The organism is Nonomuraea sp. NPDC049141, from assembly GCF_040648415.1.
Taxonomy (GTDB): Bacteria; Actinomycetota; Actinomycetes; order Streptosporangiales; family Streptosporangiaceae; genus Nonomuraea.
Map to the genome: position 1 here is coordinate 233,008 of NZ_JBEZDR010000016.1, position 15,420 is coordinate 248,427.

Below are 15,420 nucleotides of genomic sequence, written 5' to 3' on the forward strand. Positions count from 1 at the left end.
AGTGTGACGCCCTACGCGAAGGATCGGTCTCCTGACCGTCGATCGGCGATCCTGCGTACGCGCAGCCCGCGAAACAGGGAAAATAGAGCCCGCGAAACAGGGAAAACTTGGCCCGCGAAACAGGGAAAACCGGGCTCCGCACAGTCTATTTGCAGGTGGGGGCGATATGGATCTTCTTCCTCGGCTCGCGGCCGACTCTCTCAAGGAGCTTCTCGCGGAGCTCAGGGTCGTGATCATCAACGGGCCGCGCCAGTCCGGCAAGACAACGCTGCTCCAGTCCTGCCGACGGTTCGGCGAAGCCACGTTCACCACCCTCGACGATCCTTCAGGGCTCGCCATCGCCAAGGACGATCCGCGCACCTTCGTACGCAGACGGCCCAAACCGGTGATCATCGACGAGATTCAACGAGCCGGCGATCCGCTGATTCTGGCCATCAAGCAGGTAGTCGACGAGGACTGGTCTCCAGGCCAGTTCGTGCTATCGGGGTCGACCCGCTTTCTCAGCATCCCCACGTTGTCGGAGTCGCTCGCGGGCCGGGTGGCCTTCGTGGACCTGTGGCCCTTCGCGGTCAGCGAGCGAGTGGGTGACGCGGGCAGATTCTGCGATCAGGCGTTCATCGACCCGGGGGGCTTCACTGGTCGCCAGTCGGCATGGACGCGCGAAGACTACATCCACCTCATCAGCCAGGGCAGCTATCCGGAAGTCCTGCGCCTGAAGTCACCAGTGGCGATTCGGGCGTGGTTCCGCGGCTACCTGGACACCGTGATCTCGCGCGACATCCGCGAGTTCGCCCATGTCAACAAGGCCCAGGCGATGCCCGACCTGATCGCTCTGGTCGCGGCCCGAGCAGGCGGCCAGGTCGTCCTCGCCCATATCGCCGAAGGTCTGGGGCTGGACGTCGCAACCGTGCGTACGTATCTGGCCTACTTGGAAACCGTGTTCCTGGTCGCTCCGGCGCCCGCATGGTCCAACAACCTGAGCTCACGGGTGACTCACGCGCCCAAGAGCTATGTGACCGACAGCGGACTGGCCGCCCATCTCATGGATGTGGATGCGGAGTCGCTCCTTGCCCCTGGTCATCCCGCCCTCGGCGGACTACTGGAGACCTTCGTCTTCGCAGAGCTTCTCAAGCTGTCGACCTTCGCCCGCCGACATGTCACCGTGCGGCACTATCGGGACAGGGAGAAGCGCGAAATCGACTTCATCCTCGAACGCCGCGACGGCACTGTGATAGGCATCGAGGTCAAGGCGTCGGCCACGCCCAAGAGCGAGGACGCCAAGCACCTGCGCTGGCTGAGAGACAAGCTCGGCGACAGGTTCCGTGCCGGGTATGTCCTGCACCTCGGTGCGACCAACCTCCCCTCAGGGGATCGAATCTTCTTTTCGCCACTGTCGATCCTGTGGAATCACATCGGACCGGATACGGTCACGCCGAGTCTGCCGTCCCGCCGCTAGCCAAAAGCTAGGCAGGGGGTCAGTGCAACGCTGCCTCGACCGCACGCACCCTGGACATGACGCGCTGAACGATCTCCTGCTTCTCACCTACGGGTGCCGCATACTCGATCACGCCCCAGGCCGCGGCCTCGCCGACCGTGTGGAGCAGCGTCCACGCTGCCAGGTACACAGATGCCAGGCATCCGCCCGCGGTAGCGATCCCGCCCTCCGCATGGAACGGCGCGTCCAGTACCGTCACCCCGCACTCCTCGAGCCAAGGCCGCGTGATGGTGTCGGTGCAGGCAGGTCGCCCGGCTAGGAGACCGAGGTGCGCGAGTACCAGGGCTCCGGAGCACTGCGAGCCGATCAACTGTCGTGCGGGGTCAAGCGGCAGACGCGCCAGCAGCGTGTCATCAGCCACGACATCACGGGTCTTGATGCCACTGCCGAGGAGAACGACGTCAGCCTCGGCGACAAAGTCCAACGGCCGCTGACCGGTCACCTCGACGCCATTCATCGATGTCACAACGGGCGCGGGTGTCGTGATGTATGCAGTTACGCCGTGCGCGCGAGCACGATTGATCAGCGCGGACGCGATAAAGCTGTCGAGTTCGTTGAATCCGTCAAATGTGACGACCGCGACCTGCAAGACCACTCCTCCGTTGCAATCTCATACGGTTCAAGTCTCACACATGAGCCGACGCGTCCGTTTACCGCCGACGCCCCACCGGCAGAGCAGTTCGAGGCGCGCGCCCCTTCGCACCGCGGCTCTCAATCTCCGTTGAGCGGATCGCGCCGCAGTACGACCTTGGTGGTGCGGGCGCGGTAGGCCTCGGGTGCCTGATCCCACTCGGCGGTCAGCGTGGTGACGCGTTCGGCGGGGAAGCCGGTGCGGTGCACGAAGTCCAGCAGCTCGGGCAGGATCGCGCGGGTGTGGGAGACACCCAGGTGGAGGGTGGCGTCGGTGGCGTACATGCGCATCAGCGGCACCCGGGTGCCGGTCGCCAGGTAGTAGCCGACAGCGGTACAGATGCCGCCAGGTGCCAGCGCACGCATGGCCTGCCGTACCCCCGAAGCCGTGGAAGTGGCTTCGACGGCGACGTCGTAGTCGCCTTCGGGCCGGGTGGGGGTGCGGGCGCCGAAAGAGGCGGCGAGTTCCCGGCGGTGCGAGCTGCGGTCCACGTAGTCCACGACCGAAGCGCCGTGGGCGGCGGCGAGGCCGGCCGCGTACAGGCCGATGCTCTTGGCGCCGCCGCCGAGGATCAGGACCCGGCCGCCGGGCCGTGCCCGCAGCGGTTCGGCCACGGTTCGCCAGGCGTCGGCGAGGTTGTCGCCGGCGGCGGCCACGCGCAGGGCAGGCGCGCCGTCCGGCACGGGGACGGGCAGGTGGTTGGCGTACGGTACGCGCAACCGGTCGGCGATCATCCCGCCCCACGGGCCGCACGAAGGGCCGAAGCCGTAGGCGGCCAGGGTGCCGGTGGCGCGGGCGCACTTGGCGGTCAGGCCCCGGAGGCAGCGTGGGCAGGTGCCGCAGGAGATCGCCCACGGCACGATCACCCGCTGGCCGGTGGTCACGGCGGTTACGGCGGATCCGGTCTCGACGACCTCGGCGACGCATTCGTGGCCGATCGCGAAGGGGCCCTTGAAGGGGACGGGGCCGACGATGCTCGCCACGATCGGGTCGATCAGGCCGAGAGCCAGGCCGGCCTGCATGGGACGGGAGACGGGGCGGTGGATGGGGACGGTGTCGCCGTCGCAACGGCCGGCGACGAAGGGGCGGACGATGACGTCGTCCGGTTCGCGCAGGCGGGGCTCTTCGGTCTCGTGCCAGGCCAGTCTGCCGCTGCGCTCGAACCTCAGCTCATGCATGCCGCTCCCTGCTATTACGATCGTTATATGGCAAGTTCACGGGACCGGATCGTCATGGGGGCAGCCGATCTGATCCGGCGGCGGGGGTTGGCCGGCAGCACCGTTCGCGATCTGGCCGCGCATTCCGGGGCGCCTCTGGGCTCGACCTACCACTACTTCCCCCGTGGCAAGCAGCAGTTGGCGGCCGAGTCCGTACGGTATGCCGGTGATCTGGTCTCGGGCGTGTTGAACAGCGAGTTGAAGGCCGGGCCGGTGGCCGGGTTGCGGGCCTTTCTGGCGTTGTGGCGGCAGACGGTGATCGACAGCGACTTCCGTGCGGGCTGCCCGGTGCTGGCCGTCGCCGTGGAGGAGCCGCCCGCGCAGGGCGAGGCGGAGGCGATCGCCGCCGCCGCCGAGGTCTTCACCGCCTGGGAGCGGCTGCTGGCCGAGGCGCTGCGCGAGCACGGTGTCGCGGACGCGGGCCCGCTGGCCACCCTGGTCGTCGCCGCGGTGGAGGGTACGGTCGCCATGTGCCGGGCCAAGCGTGACATCCAGCCGCTGGATGACGTCGCAGCCCAGCTAGAGCAGCTTCTTACGGATCGCATCGGCGCGCTCGGCTGAGAAGACGCCGCTGTCGAGCAGGTTCAGGATCGACAGCACACCGCCCCGCGAGCCCCAGCTTCCCTCCTCGATCACCCGGAAGGTCACCCACCAGCCCGGCGGAGCCTCCTCCAGGCCGCAGGCTTCGGCCATGGCATCCAGCACGCGTGTGATCACCTCCGCGCGGAGGTCCTGGGTCCAGTCGGCCTCCATGACGGCCACGTCGATGGTCATGGCGTCGACTCCCGAGTCGCCGAGCAGCGCGCCGCCGATGGCCATCATGTCCGGCGCGGGCTCGATGAAGTGCACCTGGAAGCCCACCCGGGCGGCCTCGGCGAACTGGCCGATCTCGGGCACCAGGACGGCGTCGGTGAGCGTGCGGGCCAGCTTGCGACGCTGCTCGCCGGTGAGCCGTCCGGCGGGGGCGGTAACAGTGATGACAGTCATGATGGTGCGATTATAACGACCGTCATAGAAACTCCGCCGCTTCGCTTAATCACGTCGTGATTTGTGAGCATTTGGGCGGTATGCCACGCCTGCCGCCTAAGATCAGCGCGTGAGCCTTGAGAACGGCCGGCAAGAGCTGGCGGGGCTGCTCCGGCAGCTGCGTGACCTGACCGGACGGAGCCTGCGGGAGCTCGCCCGTGACGTCCACGTCAGCAGCTCCTCGCTGTCGCGCTACTTCTCCGGTCAGGCCGTTCCACCCTGGCCGACGGTGGTGGCGCTCTGCAAGGCAGCAGGTCGTGACCCCAGACCGATGCGTGAGGTGTGGGAGCGGGCCAAGGACGGGCCCCAGACGAGCACGGCCGCCACCGCGCCGGTGCGTAACGACCTGCCACACGACATCACCGCCTTCACCGGGCGCCGGGAGGAGCTGGCCGCTCTTCTCGGCGCCGCGCGGAAGACGTCGATGGTGGCGATCGACGGCATGGGCGGGGTGGGTAAGACCGCACTGGCCGTACACGCCGCGCATCTCCTGACCGCCGACTTCTCCGGTGGCCAGCTCTACCTGGACCTGCACGGGTTCACTCCGGGCCGGGAGCGGGTCGAGCCCGTGGAGGCGCTGCGCGTGCTGCTGGCCGCGCTCGGATTGCCGCTCGGCAGGATTCCCGACGGGGTCACCGAGCGGGCCGCGCTCTGGCGGTCGGAGCTGGCGACGCGGCGCGCGATCGTGCTGCTGGACAACGCCGCCGACGCCGATCACGTACGCGAGCTGCTCCCCGGCGCCGGCCAGAGCTTCGTCGTGATCACGAGCCGCCGGCGGCTGGTGGAGTTGGACGGCGTACTGCCGATCTCGCTGGACGTGCTGCCGACGGAGGAGGCGGCGGAGCTGTTCGTCGAATCCGCAGGCGGGACCCGGCCCGGTGACGTCGGCGAGGTGCTGCGCCGATGCGGGAACCTGCCGCTGGCCATCCGGGTGGCCGCCGCGCGGCTGCGGCACCGGCCCTCGTGGACGCTGGACACTCTGGTGGAAAGGCTGCGTGAGGGCGAGCTGGCGGTGTCGGAGGTGTTCGGGATGTCGCTGCGGCAGCTCGATCCCGCCCAGCGGCGGATGTTCCGGCTGCTCGGGCTCGTGCCGGGCGAGGACATCGACGCGTACGCCGCGGCCGCCCTGGCCGGGATCCCGCTGGGCAACGCCCGCTCCCTGCTGGAGGACCTGGTTGACGTCCATCTGCTCCAGGAGCCGGCGGCGGGTCGTTACCGGATGCACGACCTGCTGCGGCAGGCCGCCCGCGCCGACGATGCCGCGGCGGACCCCGGACCGGCGATCGCCCGGCTGGGCGACTACTACCTGAGCGGCATGCTGGCCGCGAAAAAACTGATCGAGCTGGTCCTCATCCCCCTGCCGGTCATCGTGTCGCAGCCGCCTCCCGCGGTTCCCGACCTTGCCGGCTACGACGGAGCCCTCGACTGGCTGGACACCGAGCGGGTCAACAGCACCGCGACGTTCTCGCTCGCCGTGGAGCTGCGCATCGACGCGGTGGCGGTCGGGCTCGGCCAGCTCGCCCTGGTCCCCGACGGGCGGCACGTCGGCACGGCGCAACTGATCCACGGACTCGAACTCAGCATGCCCGCCGCCGAAAGGCTCGGCGAGCGCCGCATGCTCGCCTCGCACCGGTACTTGCTGGGCGCCATGCTGATGCGGGTCGGCCGGCTGGCGGAGGCGGTGCGGGAGCTTGAGGCGGCCCGCGTACTGATGGTCGCGGAGGGCGACATCGTCGGCCAGGTCCTGACCATCGCACAGCTGGCGGAGGCCCGGCTGTACGCCGATGACGTCAAAGGCGCCGTCGAACTCCTGCGCCAGGCGACCGGCCTGCTGCCGGCCCGCGAGGTCGCCACCCGCGTGTACACGAACGCACGCCTTGGGCATGCTCTGGTGCTGCTCGGTGAGTACGGCGAGGCCCGCGAGGTCGTCTCGGACGTGATCGAGGCCGCGCGCGGACTGGACCGGCAGAAGGAGCGCATGTGCCTGGACGTGCTCGGCCGGGCGGCACTCGGCCTGGGTGACGCTCGGACCGCCCTCGACTGCGCTGAACAGGCCCTCACGCTCAATCGGGGGACCCGCCATCAGATCTTCGAGACGATCAGCCTCACGGACGCCGCCGTCGCCCTGCGCCACCTCGGTCGCGTCGAGGAGGCAACGGCCAGGCACGCCGAGGCCATGCGGATTCTCGAAGGGGGCGGTGAGAGGCACCGGATGGTGCAGAGCCTCCTCCCGTACGCGGAGGCCTGCCTGGCCATGGGCGATCGGGACGCCGCGGCGCGGCACTTCCAGGAGGCGCTGGAGATCGCCACCGCGGACGGCCTCAGCTATCTGGCGTCGGCGGCGCGTGCGGGTCTGACTCGGGTGTTCTGAGTCCGGCCCAGGTGTTCCGTCCCGTCCCGGGACACCCCGCAACAGCCGTCCGCCAGTGCGACAGCGCAGTTCAGCCGGGTATCGGTGGGTTTTCCCGTGTCCCCGGAGGCCCGGCATGGCTTGTCCCGGACGGGCCGCCGGATCGAGGCTCTCGGCCATGCACACGACGCCTTCCTTGCTCGCCGAGTTGGACGCGCTGCCCGTCCGGTGGGAAGTGGACGGAACACTCGCCGCGCCCGTCGCAGCGGTCGCCGCGCTCCTGCTCGCCGTCGCCGAGGGGCGGGTGGGCGATGACAACCTGCTGGTCCTGGCCAGGGCTTCGGCGGCTCGGCAGGGGGCGATGACCGTCGTGGCCGGGTCCGGCGCCTACCGCGCCGAGTTCGCCGGGGCGGTGGAGCCGGTGGAGATCCAGGTGGACCAGGCCCGGTCCATGGTGGCGGTGCGGAGCTGGTACGCCGGGGCGCATGCCGCCACCGCCTGCCCCGCGGGCACCCGGGTGATCCATCGCGTCCACCAGGTTTTTCCGGACCATCCGGGATTCGCCGCCGGGATCGCCGAGATCGGCCTGCGTACCCGCATGTCACGCGATCTGCGGCAGGTGCTGGGTGTGATCGCCGACCGGCTCGGCTGCTGACGATCCCGCGTATCAGCGGCGGCGTCAGGACGGCGACCCCCCGGTATCAGGGCGGTCGGCAATGGTGGACGGGTCTCGCAAGATCGAACACTGAAGGAGACAGATGATGGGAACTGGCAACAGCGGCTTCTCCGAAGCGGGGCTGCGCAGGCTGCGTGCGGTGCTGGGACGGCATGTCGATTCCGGCAAGATCCCCGGGCTCGTCGCCCTGGTCGGCCGGGGCGAGGAGACGCACGTCGAAGCGCTCGGGACGATGCGTCACGACGGTGGCGCGCCGATGCGCCGGGACACCATCTTCCGGATGGCCTCGACGTCCAAACCGCTCACGGTCGCACCGGTGATGATCCTGCTCGACGAGTGCCGGCTGCGGCTGGACGACCTGGTGGAGCAGTGGCTGCCCGAACTCGCCGACCGGCAGGTGCTCAAGCGGCCCGACAGTCCGCTGGACGACACCGTGCCCGCGCGGCGGCCGATCACCGTACGGGACCTGCTGACCTCCACGTTCGGGCTCGGCATGGATCTGACGGCGATGAGCTATCCGATCATGGGCAAGGTTTTCGAGCTGGAACTCACCGGCCATGGAGGCCCGGTGCCCGGACCGGACGAGTGGATGCGCCGCCTCGGCACACTCCCGCTGATGCACCAGCCTGGAGAGCACTGGCAGTACCACATCAGCATCGATGTGCTGGGCGTGCTCGTCGCCAGGGTCACCGGCCGGCCGTTCGAGGAGTTCCTGCGCGAACGCGTCCTCGATCCGCTGGGGATGAAGGACACCGGATTGCACGTGCCCGCCGACAAGATCGACCGGCTGCCGCCCAGCTACGCCCCCGATCCGGAGACAGGCGAGTTCACCGTCTGGGACGAGGCCGAAGGGGGACTCTACAGCCAGCCTCGGGAGTTCCAGTCGGCCGCCAATGACGTGGCCTCAACCGTCGACGACTACCACGCGTACTTCCGCATGCTGCTCAATGGCGGGATGCACGGTGGCGAACGGATCCTGTCCCGGCCGGCCGTCGAGCTGATGACCACCAACCGCCTCACGCCCGAGCAGAACGCCGCCCGCACCGCCATGGCCCGCGACAGCGTCCACGTGGGCTTCGGCCAAGGACAGCAGGGCGGCTGGGGCATCGGGATGGCGGTGCGCACCTACCGCGGCGACTACGCCCCCATCGGCCAGTTCGGCTGGGACGGCGGAACCGGCACCACGGCGTACGCCGACCCGCACAACCAGCTCACCGGAATCCTGCTCACCCAGGTCGGGCTGTCGGTCCCGGATCCGGCGCGGCTCATCCACGACTTCTGGACCACGCTCTACCAGGCAATTGACAACTGACTTCGTAACAGCTTCAAAGGAGCACATCACCATGTCCATCACCTTTAGCGACCAGGACAAGAGCACCCTGCGCACCGCCGCCTACGGCGCCGTCTCGCTGATGTCCGCCGCCGATGCCGCCGGCTCACCGCACAAGGCCGCCACCAACGGCTCCATCGCCCTGGCCTCGGCGACCGGCCCGATCGGGCACGTACTCGCCGCGAAGAGCAAGGACATCGATCTGTACGGCAAGTCCGTCGCCGAGCTGGCCGACCACGTGCTGCCTGCCCTGACGGCGGCCATGAGCCTGCTCAAGCAGCAGGATCCGGCCGAGGCCGACAACTTCCGCCGCACCGTCGTCGTCGCCATCGAAGCTGCCACCAGTGGCGAGCCCAGCCCGACCCTGGCCGAGATGGCCCGCAAGATCACCGAAGCCCTCGACGCCGCTTGATGCATGCCGCCCTGCTCGTCACGGGGTCCTCTCCGGACCCCGTGACATGGCGGCAGAGCACCGGTCAGACAGTCACCGCGCCGTCCGAGGCGGACCTGACGGTCGCCGCGTACTTGGCCAGCACCCCCCGCTCGACCGGCCGCTCCGGCCGCACCCAGGCGTCCCGCCGCCGCCCCAGCTCCTCCTCCGGCACGCTCAGATCGAGCGTCCCCGCCGCGCTGTCGATGACGACCACATCACCGTCGCGCACCAGCGCCAGCGGCCCGCCCACGTACGCCTCGGGCGCGACATGCCCGATGACCATCCCATGCGAGACCCCGCTGAACCGCCCGTCGGTGACCAGCGCCACAGAGTCCCCCAGGCCCTGTCCCACGAGCGCCCCAGTGATCGACAGCATCTCCCGCATCCCGGGCCCGCCGGCCGGGCCCTCATACCGAACGATGATCACATCGCCCGGCCGGATCCGCCCCTCCTGAATCGCCGCGAAACAGGCGTCCTCGCCGTCGAACACCCTGGCCGGCCCCTCACGCCGGAAATCCTCCTTGCCGCTGAGCTTCAGCACGCACCCGTCGGGAGCGAGCGAGCCACGCAGGATCGCCAGCGCCCCGCGCGCCTTGGCCGGGTGTTCCACGGTCGTCACCACCTGCTGTCCCGGCGTCTCCTCCGCCGCCGCGGCGACGTCGGCGTAGGTACGGCCGTCGACGAGCATGGCGTCCGGGCGCAGCAGGCCCGCCTCCAGCAGCCGCCGCGCCACCAGCGCCGTGCCGCCGGCCCGCCACAGGTCGGCGGCGGTGTGCCGGCCGCTGGGCATGAGCCGGGTGATGATCGGGACCTGCCGGCAGATGGCGCCGATCTCGTCGACCTGCAGCGGCAGCCCGGCCTCGCGGGCGATGGCGAGCAGGTGCAGTACGGCGTTCGTCGAGCCGCCCATGGCCGCCACCGAGACGATGGCGTTGTGCAGGGCGTCCTCGGTGAGGACGCGCGAGGGCCTGGCGTCACGGGCGAGCGCGTCCATGACGATCTCGCCGACGCGCTCGGCGGCGGCGTTCTTGGTGTCGGCGACCGCCGGGATGTCGCCGATGCCGAACGGGGCCAGGCCGAGGAAGTCGGTGACGCCGGCCATGGTGTTGGCGGTGTACTGGGCGGCGCAGGTACCGGGGCCCGGACACGCGTACTTGGCCAGGTCGTCGACGTCGGCCTGGTCGAGCCGGCCGACCGCGCGCTCGCCGAGCGCCTCCCACATGTCCTGGATGGTGACGTCCCGGTCGCGCCAGCGGCCGGGCATCATGCTGCCGCTGTAGAGGACGACGGCGGGTACGTCCAGACGCGCCAGCGCCATGATCGCCGCCGGTACGGTCTTGTCGCACCCGACCACGCACACCAGCGCGTCGAACCCGTGCGCCCGCCCCATCAGCTCGATCGAGTCGGCGATGATCTCGCGGCTCACCAGGGAGGCGCGCATCCCTGGGGTGTGCATGGTGAGGTTGTCGGAGACGGCGATCGTGTTGAACTCCATCGGCGTGCCACCCGCCCTGCGTACGCCGGTGGCGACGTGGGCGGCCAGTTCGCGGTGGGTGAGGTTGCAGGGCATCGTGCCGGTCCAGGTGGAGGCGATGCCGATCATCGGACGGCGCATCTCCTCCTCCGACATGCCCATGGCGTACAGGTGAGAGCGGGCGGGTGCGCGGTCTGGATCATCGGCGATGCTCATGAGGCCACCCTACGAACAGCGCCGCCTCGGACGTTAGGCGGCATCGGCCCAGGGCAGTTCAGGGGCGAGATGGCAGACTCCCCGATGGACGAGAAGAGCGTCACCGCGACGCTTCGTGAGCTGTCCGCCGTCATGCACGGCGCCGAGGACCTCGGCATGGTGCTCCATCACATCGCCGACATCGCCGCCGCCATGACGGGGCGGCCCATGACGGGCGTGACCCTGCGCCAGGACGGGCGCGTACAGACGGTCGCCTCCTCCGCGGCGCACGTCAGGGTGTTCGACGAGATCCAGTACAGCGGCGGCCAGGGCCCCTGCCTCGACGCCATGGCCACCGGCGAGCCCGTCGTGGCCACCGATCTCGCCACCGAGACGCGGTGGAGCGGATATCCGGCGCGGATGCTCGCGCACGGCGTCAGGAGCGTACATTCCCAGCCGTTGCGGGTCGAAGGCGTGTGGCTGGGCGCGCTGAACCTCTACTCCCGCCGGCCCGGCGCCCTCGTCCAGGAGGCCGGGCGGGCCGCCCGCCTGACCGCTGAGCACATCGGGCTCCTCCTCGACACGGCCCTGCGCTCGGCCCGCCAGATCGAGGTGGCCGCGCAGCTCCGCGAGGCCCTCGGCACCCGCGCGATCATCGACCAGGCGCTCGGCATCATCATGGGCGAACACCACTGGACCGCCCACGACGCCTTCGACCTGCTGCGCCAGATCTCCCAGGAGCAGAACCGGAAGGTACGCGAGGTGTCCTCCGACCTCATCCGGTCGGTGAGCGGCCATCCCCCGGAGAGCCTGCACTTCGACGATCCGCCGAACTAAAGGCACTCACATGCGTTCGACTTCGAGTACGAGCTTGCCGGTCGTGCGGCTGGACTCGATGCGGCGGTGCGCCTCCGCGGCCTGCTCCAGCCGCAGCGACTCGACCTGCACCCGCAGCTCCCCGCTCGCGGCCGCGGCCACCGCCCGGTGCAGCGCCCGGCCCGCCTCCGCGGGGAAGGCGGCGGCGAACGCGGCCAGGTTGAACCCGGAGACCGTCTTGTTGGTGAACCACACCTCGTTGGCCGAGATCCCGACGTCCTCGGCGCCGGAGGCGTTGCCCATCACCACCATCCGGCCCATGGGCGCGAGCAGGTCCAGGCTGGTACGGCGGGTCGTACCTCCGACCATGTCCACCACCACGTCGAACCGGCCGGCCTCGGCCACCTGCTCGCGCAGGACGACCTCGTCGTAGCCGAAAGCCTTGGCTTTCTCGATCTTGGCGGGGCTGCCCACGGTGCCCACCACGCGGCCCGCGCCCAGCAACCGGGCGGCCTGGCCGAGCTGGCTGCCCACGCCCCCGGCGGCGGCGTGCACGAGCACGGTCTCCCCCGGTTCGATGCGGGCCACCCGGTCGAGCACCAGCAACGCGGTGGTGCTGTTGGACGGCAGCGCCGCCGCGATGCCCAGCCCGAGGTCGTAGCCGTCCAGCGGGGACACCAGGTCGGCGGAGGTCGTCACCACCTCCGCGTAGCCGCCGCTGTCGACGATCGTCAGCGCGGCGACCGGCTGGCCCACGCGCAGTCCCTCGACGCCGGGGCCGAGCGCCCGGACACGCCCGGACACCTCGATGCCGGGCACGAACGGCAAGGGCACGTCCACCACGCCCTGCCGGTAGAGGATCTCGGCGAAGTTGGCGCCCGCGTAGGCCACGTCGATGGAGACCTGCCCCGGCCCGGGCTCGGGAATCTCGACCTCGTCGAGGCGGAGGACGTCAGCGCTGCCGAATTCGGGAATCGTGATTGCCTTCATGCCGTCCATGCTCCTTCGACCGCCATCGGCAAGGCAGTGTCAGCTCAACCTGGGTGTGCCACCACCAGGCTCTCCACTTTCTCCTTGGTGTCGGTGTCGGGATGCGGCGTGTGCAGCACGACATTGAGGTCCGCGCGATCCGGCAACCGGAACAGTGAGTACTCGAAGGTGAGGTCCCCGGCTTCGGGGTGGGTGATCGCCTTGATGCCCTGGGAGCGGGAACGGACATCCGGCCGCGCCCACAGCTCGGCGAACTCCGGGCTGGCCGTACACAGCTCTTCGGCGATCCGCTCGAAGACCGGATCGTCTGGATACCGGGCCGCGCCGGCGCGGAAGTCGGCCACCATGTCCGGGGCGAACTCGTGCCATTCGGTGAACCTGCCGCGATAGGTCGGGTGGGTGAAGAAGGCCACCATGCAGTTGCGGACATCGTCGTCATAGCCGAACACCCACCTGGCGGCGTCGTTCATCGCCACCAGGTTGTAGTGCCGGTCCAGCACGTGCGCCGGGTTGGGCATCCACGCGTCGAGCACTCCGCGGAGCTGGTCGCTCAACGGCTCGCCCGGCCGGCCCGCGGGGTCCGGCGGGTTCAGTCCGGCGAGGACGTACAGGTGCGTGCGCTCCGCCTCGTCGAGCTTCAGCGCGCGGGCGACCGCGTCCAGCACGGCATCGGAGACCTTGATGTCGCGTCCTTGCTCCAGCCAGGTGTACCAGGACACCCCGACACCGGCGAGCACGGCCACCTCTTCCCGGCGCAGTCCCGGAGTGCGGCGGCGGCCCGCGGTGGGCATGCCGACGTCGGTGGGTGTGAGGGCCTCCCGCTTGGCACGCAGGAACTCCTTGAGCTGGTCACGGCGGCGTTGGCTGGCAGTCACGAATTCAGCCTAAACGCTGCCGGGTAATCCCAGGTCGAGGCTTGACAAAAAGAATTGTCGGTGAGAGGTTGCACCCATGGACAAGGTCACTTCCCAAGACGGCACCCAGATCGCCTATGACCGCATCGGCCAGGGTCCGCCGGTCATCCTCGTCGACGGCGCGCTCTGCCACCGCGCGGCCGGGCCGAACCCGGCACTGGCCAAGGAGCTGGCTCGCGGCTTCACCGTCTACACCTACGACCGCCGTGGCCGCGGTGCCAGCGGCGACACCGCGCCGTTCGCCCCCGAGCGCGAGATCGAGGATCTCGCCGCGCTGGTGGAGGAGGCGGGCGGCAGCGCCTTCCTGTTCGGCATCTCGTCGGGTGCGGCGCTGGCCATGGCGGCCGTCGAGAGCGGGCTGCCGGTGCCGAAGGTGGCCGTCTACGAGGCGCCGTTCGTGGTCGACGACACCCGGCCGCCGATCCCGGACGACTACGTGCGGCAGATCGACGAGATGGTGGCCACCGGCCGCCGAGGCCAGGCGATCGGCTACTTCATGCGCGAGGGCGTCAACCTGCCCGGCGCGATCGTCTTCATGATGCGCTTCATGCCCGCCTGGTCCGGCATGAAGGCCATCGTCCACACACTCCCCTACGATGTCGCGTTCGTGGCCGAGTACGAGCGTGGCAAGCCTCTCCCCGCCGCCCCGTGGGCCTCGGTCAAGATCCCCACCCTGGTGATCGACGGCGGCAAGAGCCCGGCGTGGATGCGCAACGCCATGCGGGCCTGGGCCGGCGTGCTGCCCAACGCCGAGCACCGCACGCTCGACGGCCAGACGCACATCGTCAAGGCCACGGCCCTGGCGCCGGTTCTGGAAGGGTTCTTCCGATGAGATTCCGCGCCGTCGTCCAACTGAACGGCAAGACCGCCACGGGCATCGAGGTCCCCGCCGAAGTGGTCGAGGGCCTCGGCGGGAGCAAGCGGCCCGCCGTCAACGTCACGATCAACGGGTATGGCTACCGCAGCACGGTCGCCTCCATGGGCGGCCGGCACATGCTGCCGATCAGCGCCGAGCACCGGCAGGGCGCGGGTGTGGCCGCCGGCGACGAGGTGGAGGTGGCGCTGGAGCTCGACACCGCGCCGCGCGAGGTGACGGTGCCCGCCGACCTGGCCGCGGCGCTCGACGGCGCTCCCGAGGCCAAGCGCTTCTTCGACGGGCTGTCGTACTCGCGCAGACTCCGTTATGTGCTGCAGGTCGAGGGCGCCAAGAAGGCCGAGACCAGGCAGCGGCGGGTCGCCGACACCATCACCAGGCTCGCTAACGGTGAGGCCTGACCGCACTTTTGCGGGTGAAGTGGCGTCGTCGCCAAGCGAGTGGGCATATGGGCGCCATGGCTGAGTTCCTGACCGACATCAAGACCATCCGCGAGCGCGCCCGCGCCGAGATCGGCAAGGGTCCGATCACCGACGCCTACGGCGCCGACCTGGAGCGCGTGATCCAGGTCTGCAACGAAGCCCTCGCCACCGAGCTCGTGTGCGTGCTCCGCTACAAGCGGCACCACTACACCGCCTCCGGGCTGCAGTCGGAGTCCGTGGCGCAGGAGTTCCTGGAGCACGCGGCCGAGGAGCAGGAGCACGCCGACAAGCTCGCGTCCAGGATCGTGCAGCTCGGCGGCGAACCCGACTTCAACCCCGACACGCTGAGCTCCCGCGCCCACTCCCAGTACGACGCGAGCCGCGGGCTGATCGACATGATCAAGGAAGACCTGGTCGCCGAACGGGTCGCGGTGGCCAGCTATACCGAGATCATCCAGTGGTTGGGCGACAAGGACATCACCACCCGCCGCGTGTTCGAGGAGCTGCTCGCCAAGGAGGAGGAGCACGCCGACGACATGCAGAGCCTGCTCGAACGCATCCCGTCCAGCACCTGATC

Annotated in this window: 16 protein-coding genes; 10 read left to right on the forward strand and 6 right to left on the reverse strand. The window is 69.8% G+C overall.

The window, feature by feature from the left end; genetic code table 11:
* Positions 1–229 precede the first annotated feature (229 nt).
* Complete coding sequence (locus AB0B91_RS41095; RefSeq protein WP_358332109.1) at positions 230–1,456, forward strand: ATP-binding protein; 1,227 nt, start codon at positions 230–232, stop codon at positions 1,454–1,456.
* Between the two features lie 19 nt (positions 1,457–1,475).
* Here AB0B91_RS41095 and AB0B91_RS41100 read toward each other — a convergent pair whose 3' ends face one another.
* Positions 1,476–2,084 (reverse strand): DJ-1/PfpI family protein, encoded by a 609-nt coding sequence (locus tag AB0B91_RS41100; RefSeq protein WP_358332112.1) that lies wholly within the window; start codon positions 2,082–2,084, stop codon positions 1,476–1,478.
* Positions 2,085–2,206: 122 nt separating this feature from the next.
* Positions 2,207–3,304 carry an alcohol dehydrogenase catalytic domain-containing protein gene (locus AB0B91_RS41105; protein ID WP_358332115.1) on the reverse strand — a complete coding sequence of 366 codons (1,098 nt, stop codon included), beginning with the start codon at positions 3,302–3,304 and terminating at the stop codon, positions 2,207–2,209.
* A gap of 27 nt (positions 3,305–3,331) precedes the next feature.
* On the opposite strand from AB0B91_RS41105, the gene AB0B91_RS41110 reads away from it, so the two are divergent.
* On the forward strand, positions 3,332–3,904 hold the full coding sequence (locus AB0B91_RS41110) for a TetR family transcriptional regulator (RefSeq protein WP_358332118.1): 573 nt from the start codon (positions 3,332–3,334) through the stop codon (positions 3,902–3,904).
* On the opposite strand, the gene AB0B91_RS41115 is transcribed toward AB0B91_RS41110, so the two are convergent.
* Entirely contained in the window at positions 3,863–4,330 is a 468-nt protein-coding gene (locus AB0B91_RS41115) for a hypothetical protein (RefSeq protein ID WP_358332121.1), read from the reverse strand. The two genes, AB0B91_RS41110 and AB0B91_RS41115, sit on opposite strands and share 42 nt — an antisense overlap.
* Before the next feature lie 109 nt (positions 4,331–4,439).
* On the opposite strand from AB0B91_RS41115, the gene AB0B91_RS41120 reads away from it, so the two are divergent.
* The 4 genes from AB0B91_RS41120 to AB0B91_RS41135 all read left to right on the forward strand — a co-directional run bounded on the left by AB0B91_RS41120 (position 4,440) and on the right by AB0B91_RS41135 (position 9,137).
* Positions 4,440–6,740 carry a tetratricopeptide repeat protein gene (locus tag AB0B91_RS41120; RefSeq protein ID WP_358332124.1) on the forward strand — a complete coding sequence of 767 codons (2,301 nt, stop codon included), beginning with the start codon at positions 4,440–4,442 and terminating at the stop codon, positions 6,738–6,740.
* A 157-nt stretch (positions 6,741–6,897) separates the two neighbouring features.
* A complete protein-coding gene (locus tag AB0B91_RS41125; RefSeq protein ID WP_358332127.1) occupies positions 6,898–7,374 on the forward strand; it encodes a hypothetical protein in 477 nt (158 codons plus the stop codon).
* Positions 7,375–7,477: 103 nt separating this feature from the next.
* Positions 7,478–8,707, forward strand: a complete 1,230-nt coding sequence (locus AB0B91_RS41130) for a serine hydrolase domain-containing protein (RefSeq protein WP_358332130.1) — start codon at positions 7,478–7,480, stop codon at positions 8,705–8,707.
* 31 nt (positions 8,708–8,738) lie between these two features.
* Positions 8,739–9,137, forward strand: coding sequence for a hypothetical protein (locus AB0B91_RS41135; protein WP_358332133.1), 399 nt, complete (start codon positions 8,739–8,741; stop codon positions 9,135–9,137).
* 64 nt (positions 9,138–9,201) lie between these two features.
* On the opposite strand, the gene ilvD is transcribed toward AB0B91_RS41135, so the two are convergent.
* On the reverse strand, positions 9,202–10,848 hold the full coding sequence (ilvD, locus tag AB0B91_RS41140; protein ID WP_358332136.1) for a dihydroxy-acid dehydratase: 1,647 nt from the start codon (positions 10,846–10,848) through the stop codon (positions 9,202–9,204).
* A gap of 69 nt (positions 10,849–10,917) precedes the next feature.
* Between ilvD and AB0B91_RS41145 the strand changes: the two genes are divergently transcribed.
* Entirely contained in the window at positions 10,918–11,664 is a 747-nt protein-coding gene (locus AB0B91_RS41145; protein ID WP_358332139.1) for a GAF and ANTAR domain-containing protein, read from the forward strand.
* Positions 11,665–11,670: 6 nt separating this feature from the next.
* On the opposite strand, the gene AB0B91_RS41150 is transcribed toward AB0B91_RS41145, so the two are convergent.
* Positions 11,671–12,633 (reverse strand): zinc-binding dehydrogenase, encoded by a 963-nt coding sequence (locus AB0B91_RS41150; protein ID WP_358332142.1) that lies wholly within the window; start codon positions 12,631–12,633, stop codon positions 11,671–11,673.
* Positions 12,634–12,677: 44 nt separating this feature from the next.
* The gene (locus AB0B91_RS41155) at positions 12,678–13,508 is read right to left on the reverse strand and encodes a helix-turn-helix transcriptional regulator (protein WP_358332145.1); all 831 of its coding nucleotides are present in this window, start codon (positions 13,506–13,508) and stop codon (positions 12,678–12,680) included.
* A gap of 76 nt (positions 13,509–13,584) precedes the next feature.
* Between AB0B91_RS41155 and AB0B91_RS41160 the strand changes: the two genes are divergently transcribed.
* The 3 genes from AB0B91_RS41160 to AB0B91_RS41170 are packed head-to-tail and all read left to right on the forward strand — an operon-like array spanning position 13,585 to position 15,418.
* On the forward strand, positions 13,585–14,379 hold the full coding sequence (locus AB0B91_RS41160; protein WP_358332148.1) for an alpha/beta hydrolase: 795 nt from the start codon (positions 13,585–13,587) through the stop codon (positions 14,377–14,379).
* Complete coding sequence (locus tag AB0B91_RS41165) at positions 14,376–14,822, forward strand: YdeI/OmpD-associated family protein (protein WP_358332151.1); 447 nt, start codon at positions 14,376–14,378, stop codon at positions 14,820–14,822. Before AB0B91_RS41160 ends, AB0B91_RS41165 begins: the two co-directional genes overlap by 4 nt.
* A 56-nt stretch (positions 14,823–14,878) precedes the next feature.
* The gene (locus tag AB0B91_RS41170; RefSeq protein WP_358332154.1) at positions 14,879–15,418 is read left to right on the forward strand and encodes a ferritin-like domain-containing protein; all 540 of its coding nucleotides are present in this window, start codon (positions 14,879–14,881) and stop codon (positions 15,416–15,418) included.
* The last annotated feature ends 2 nt before the right edge of the window (positions 15,419–15,420 follow it).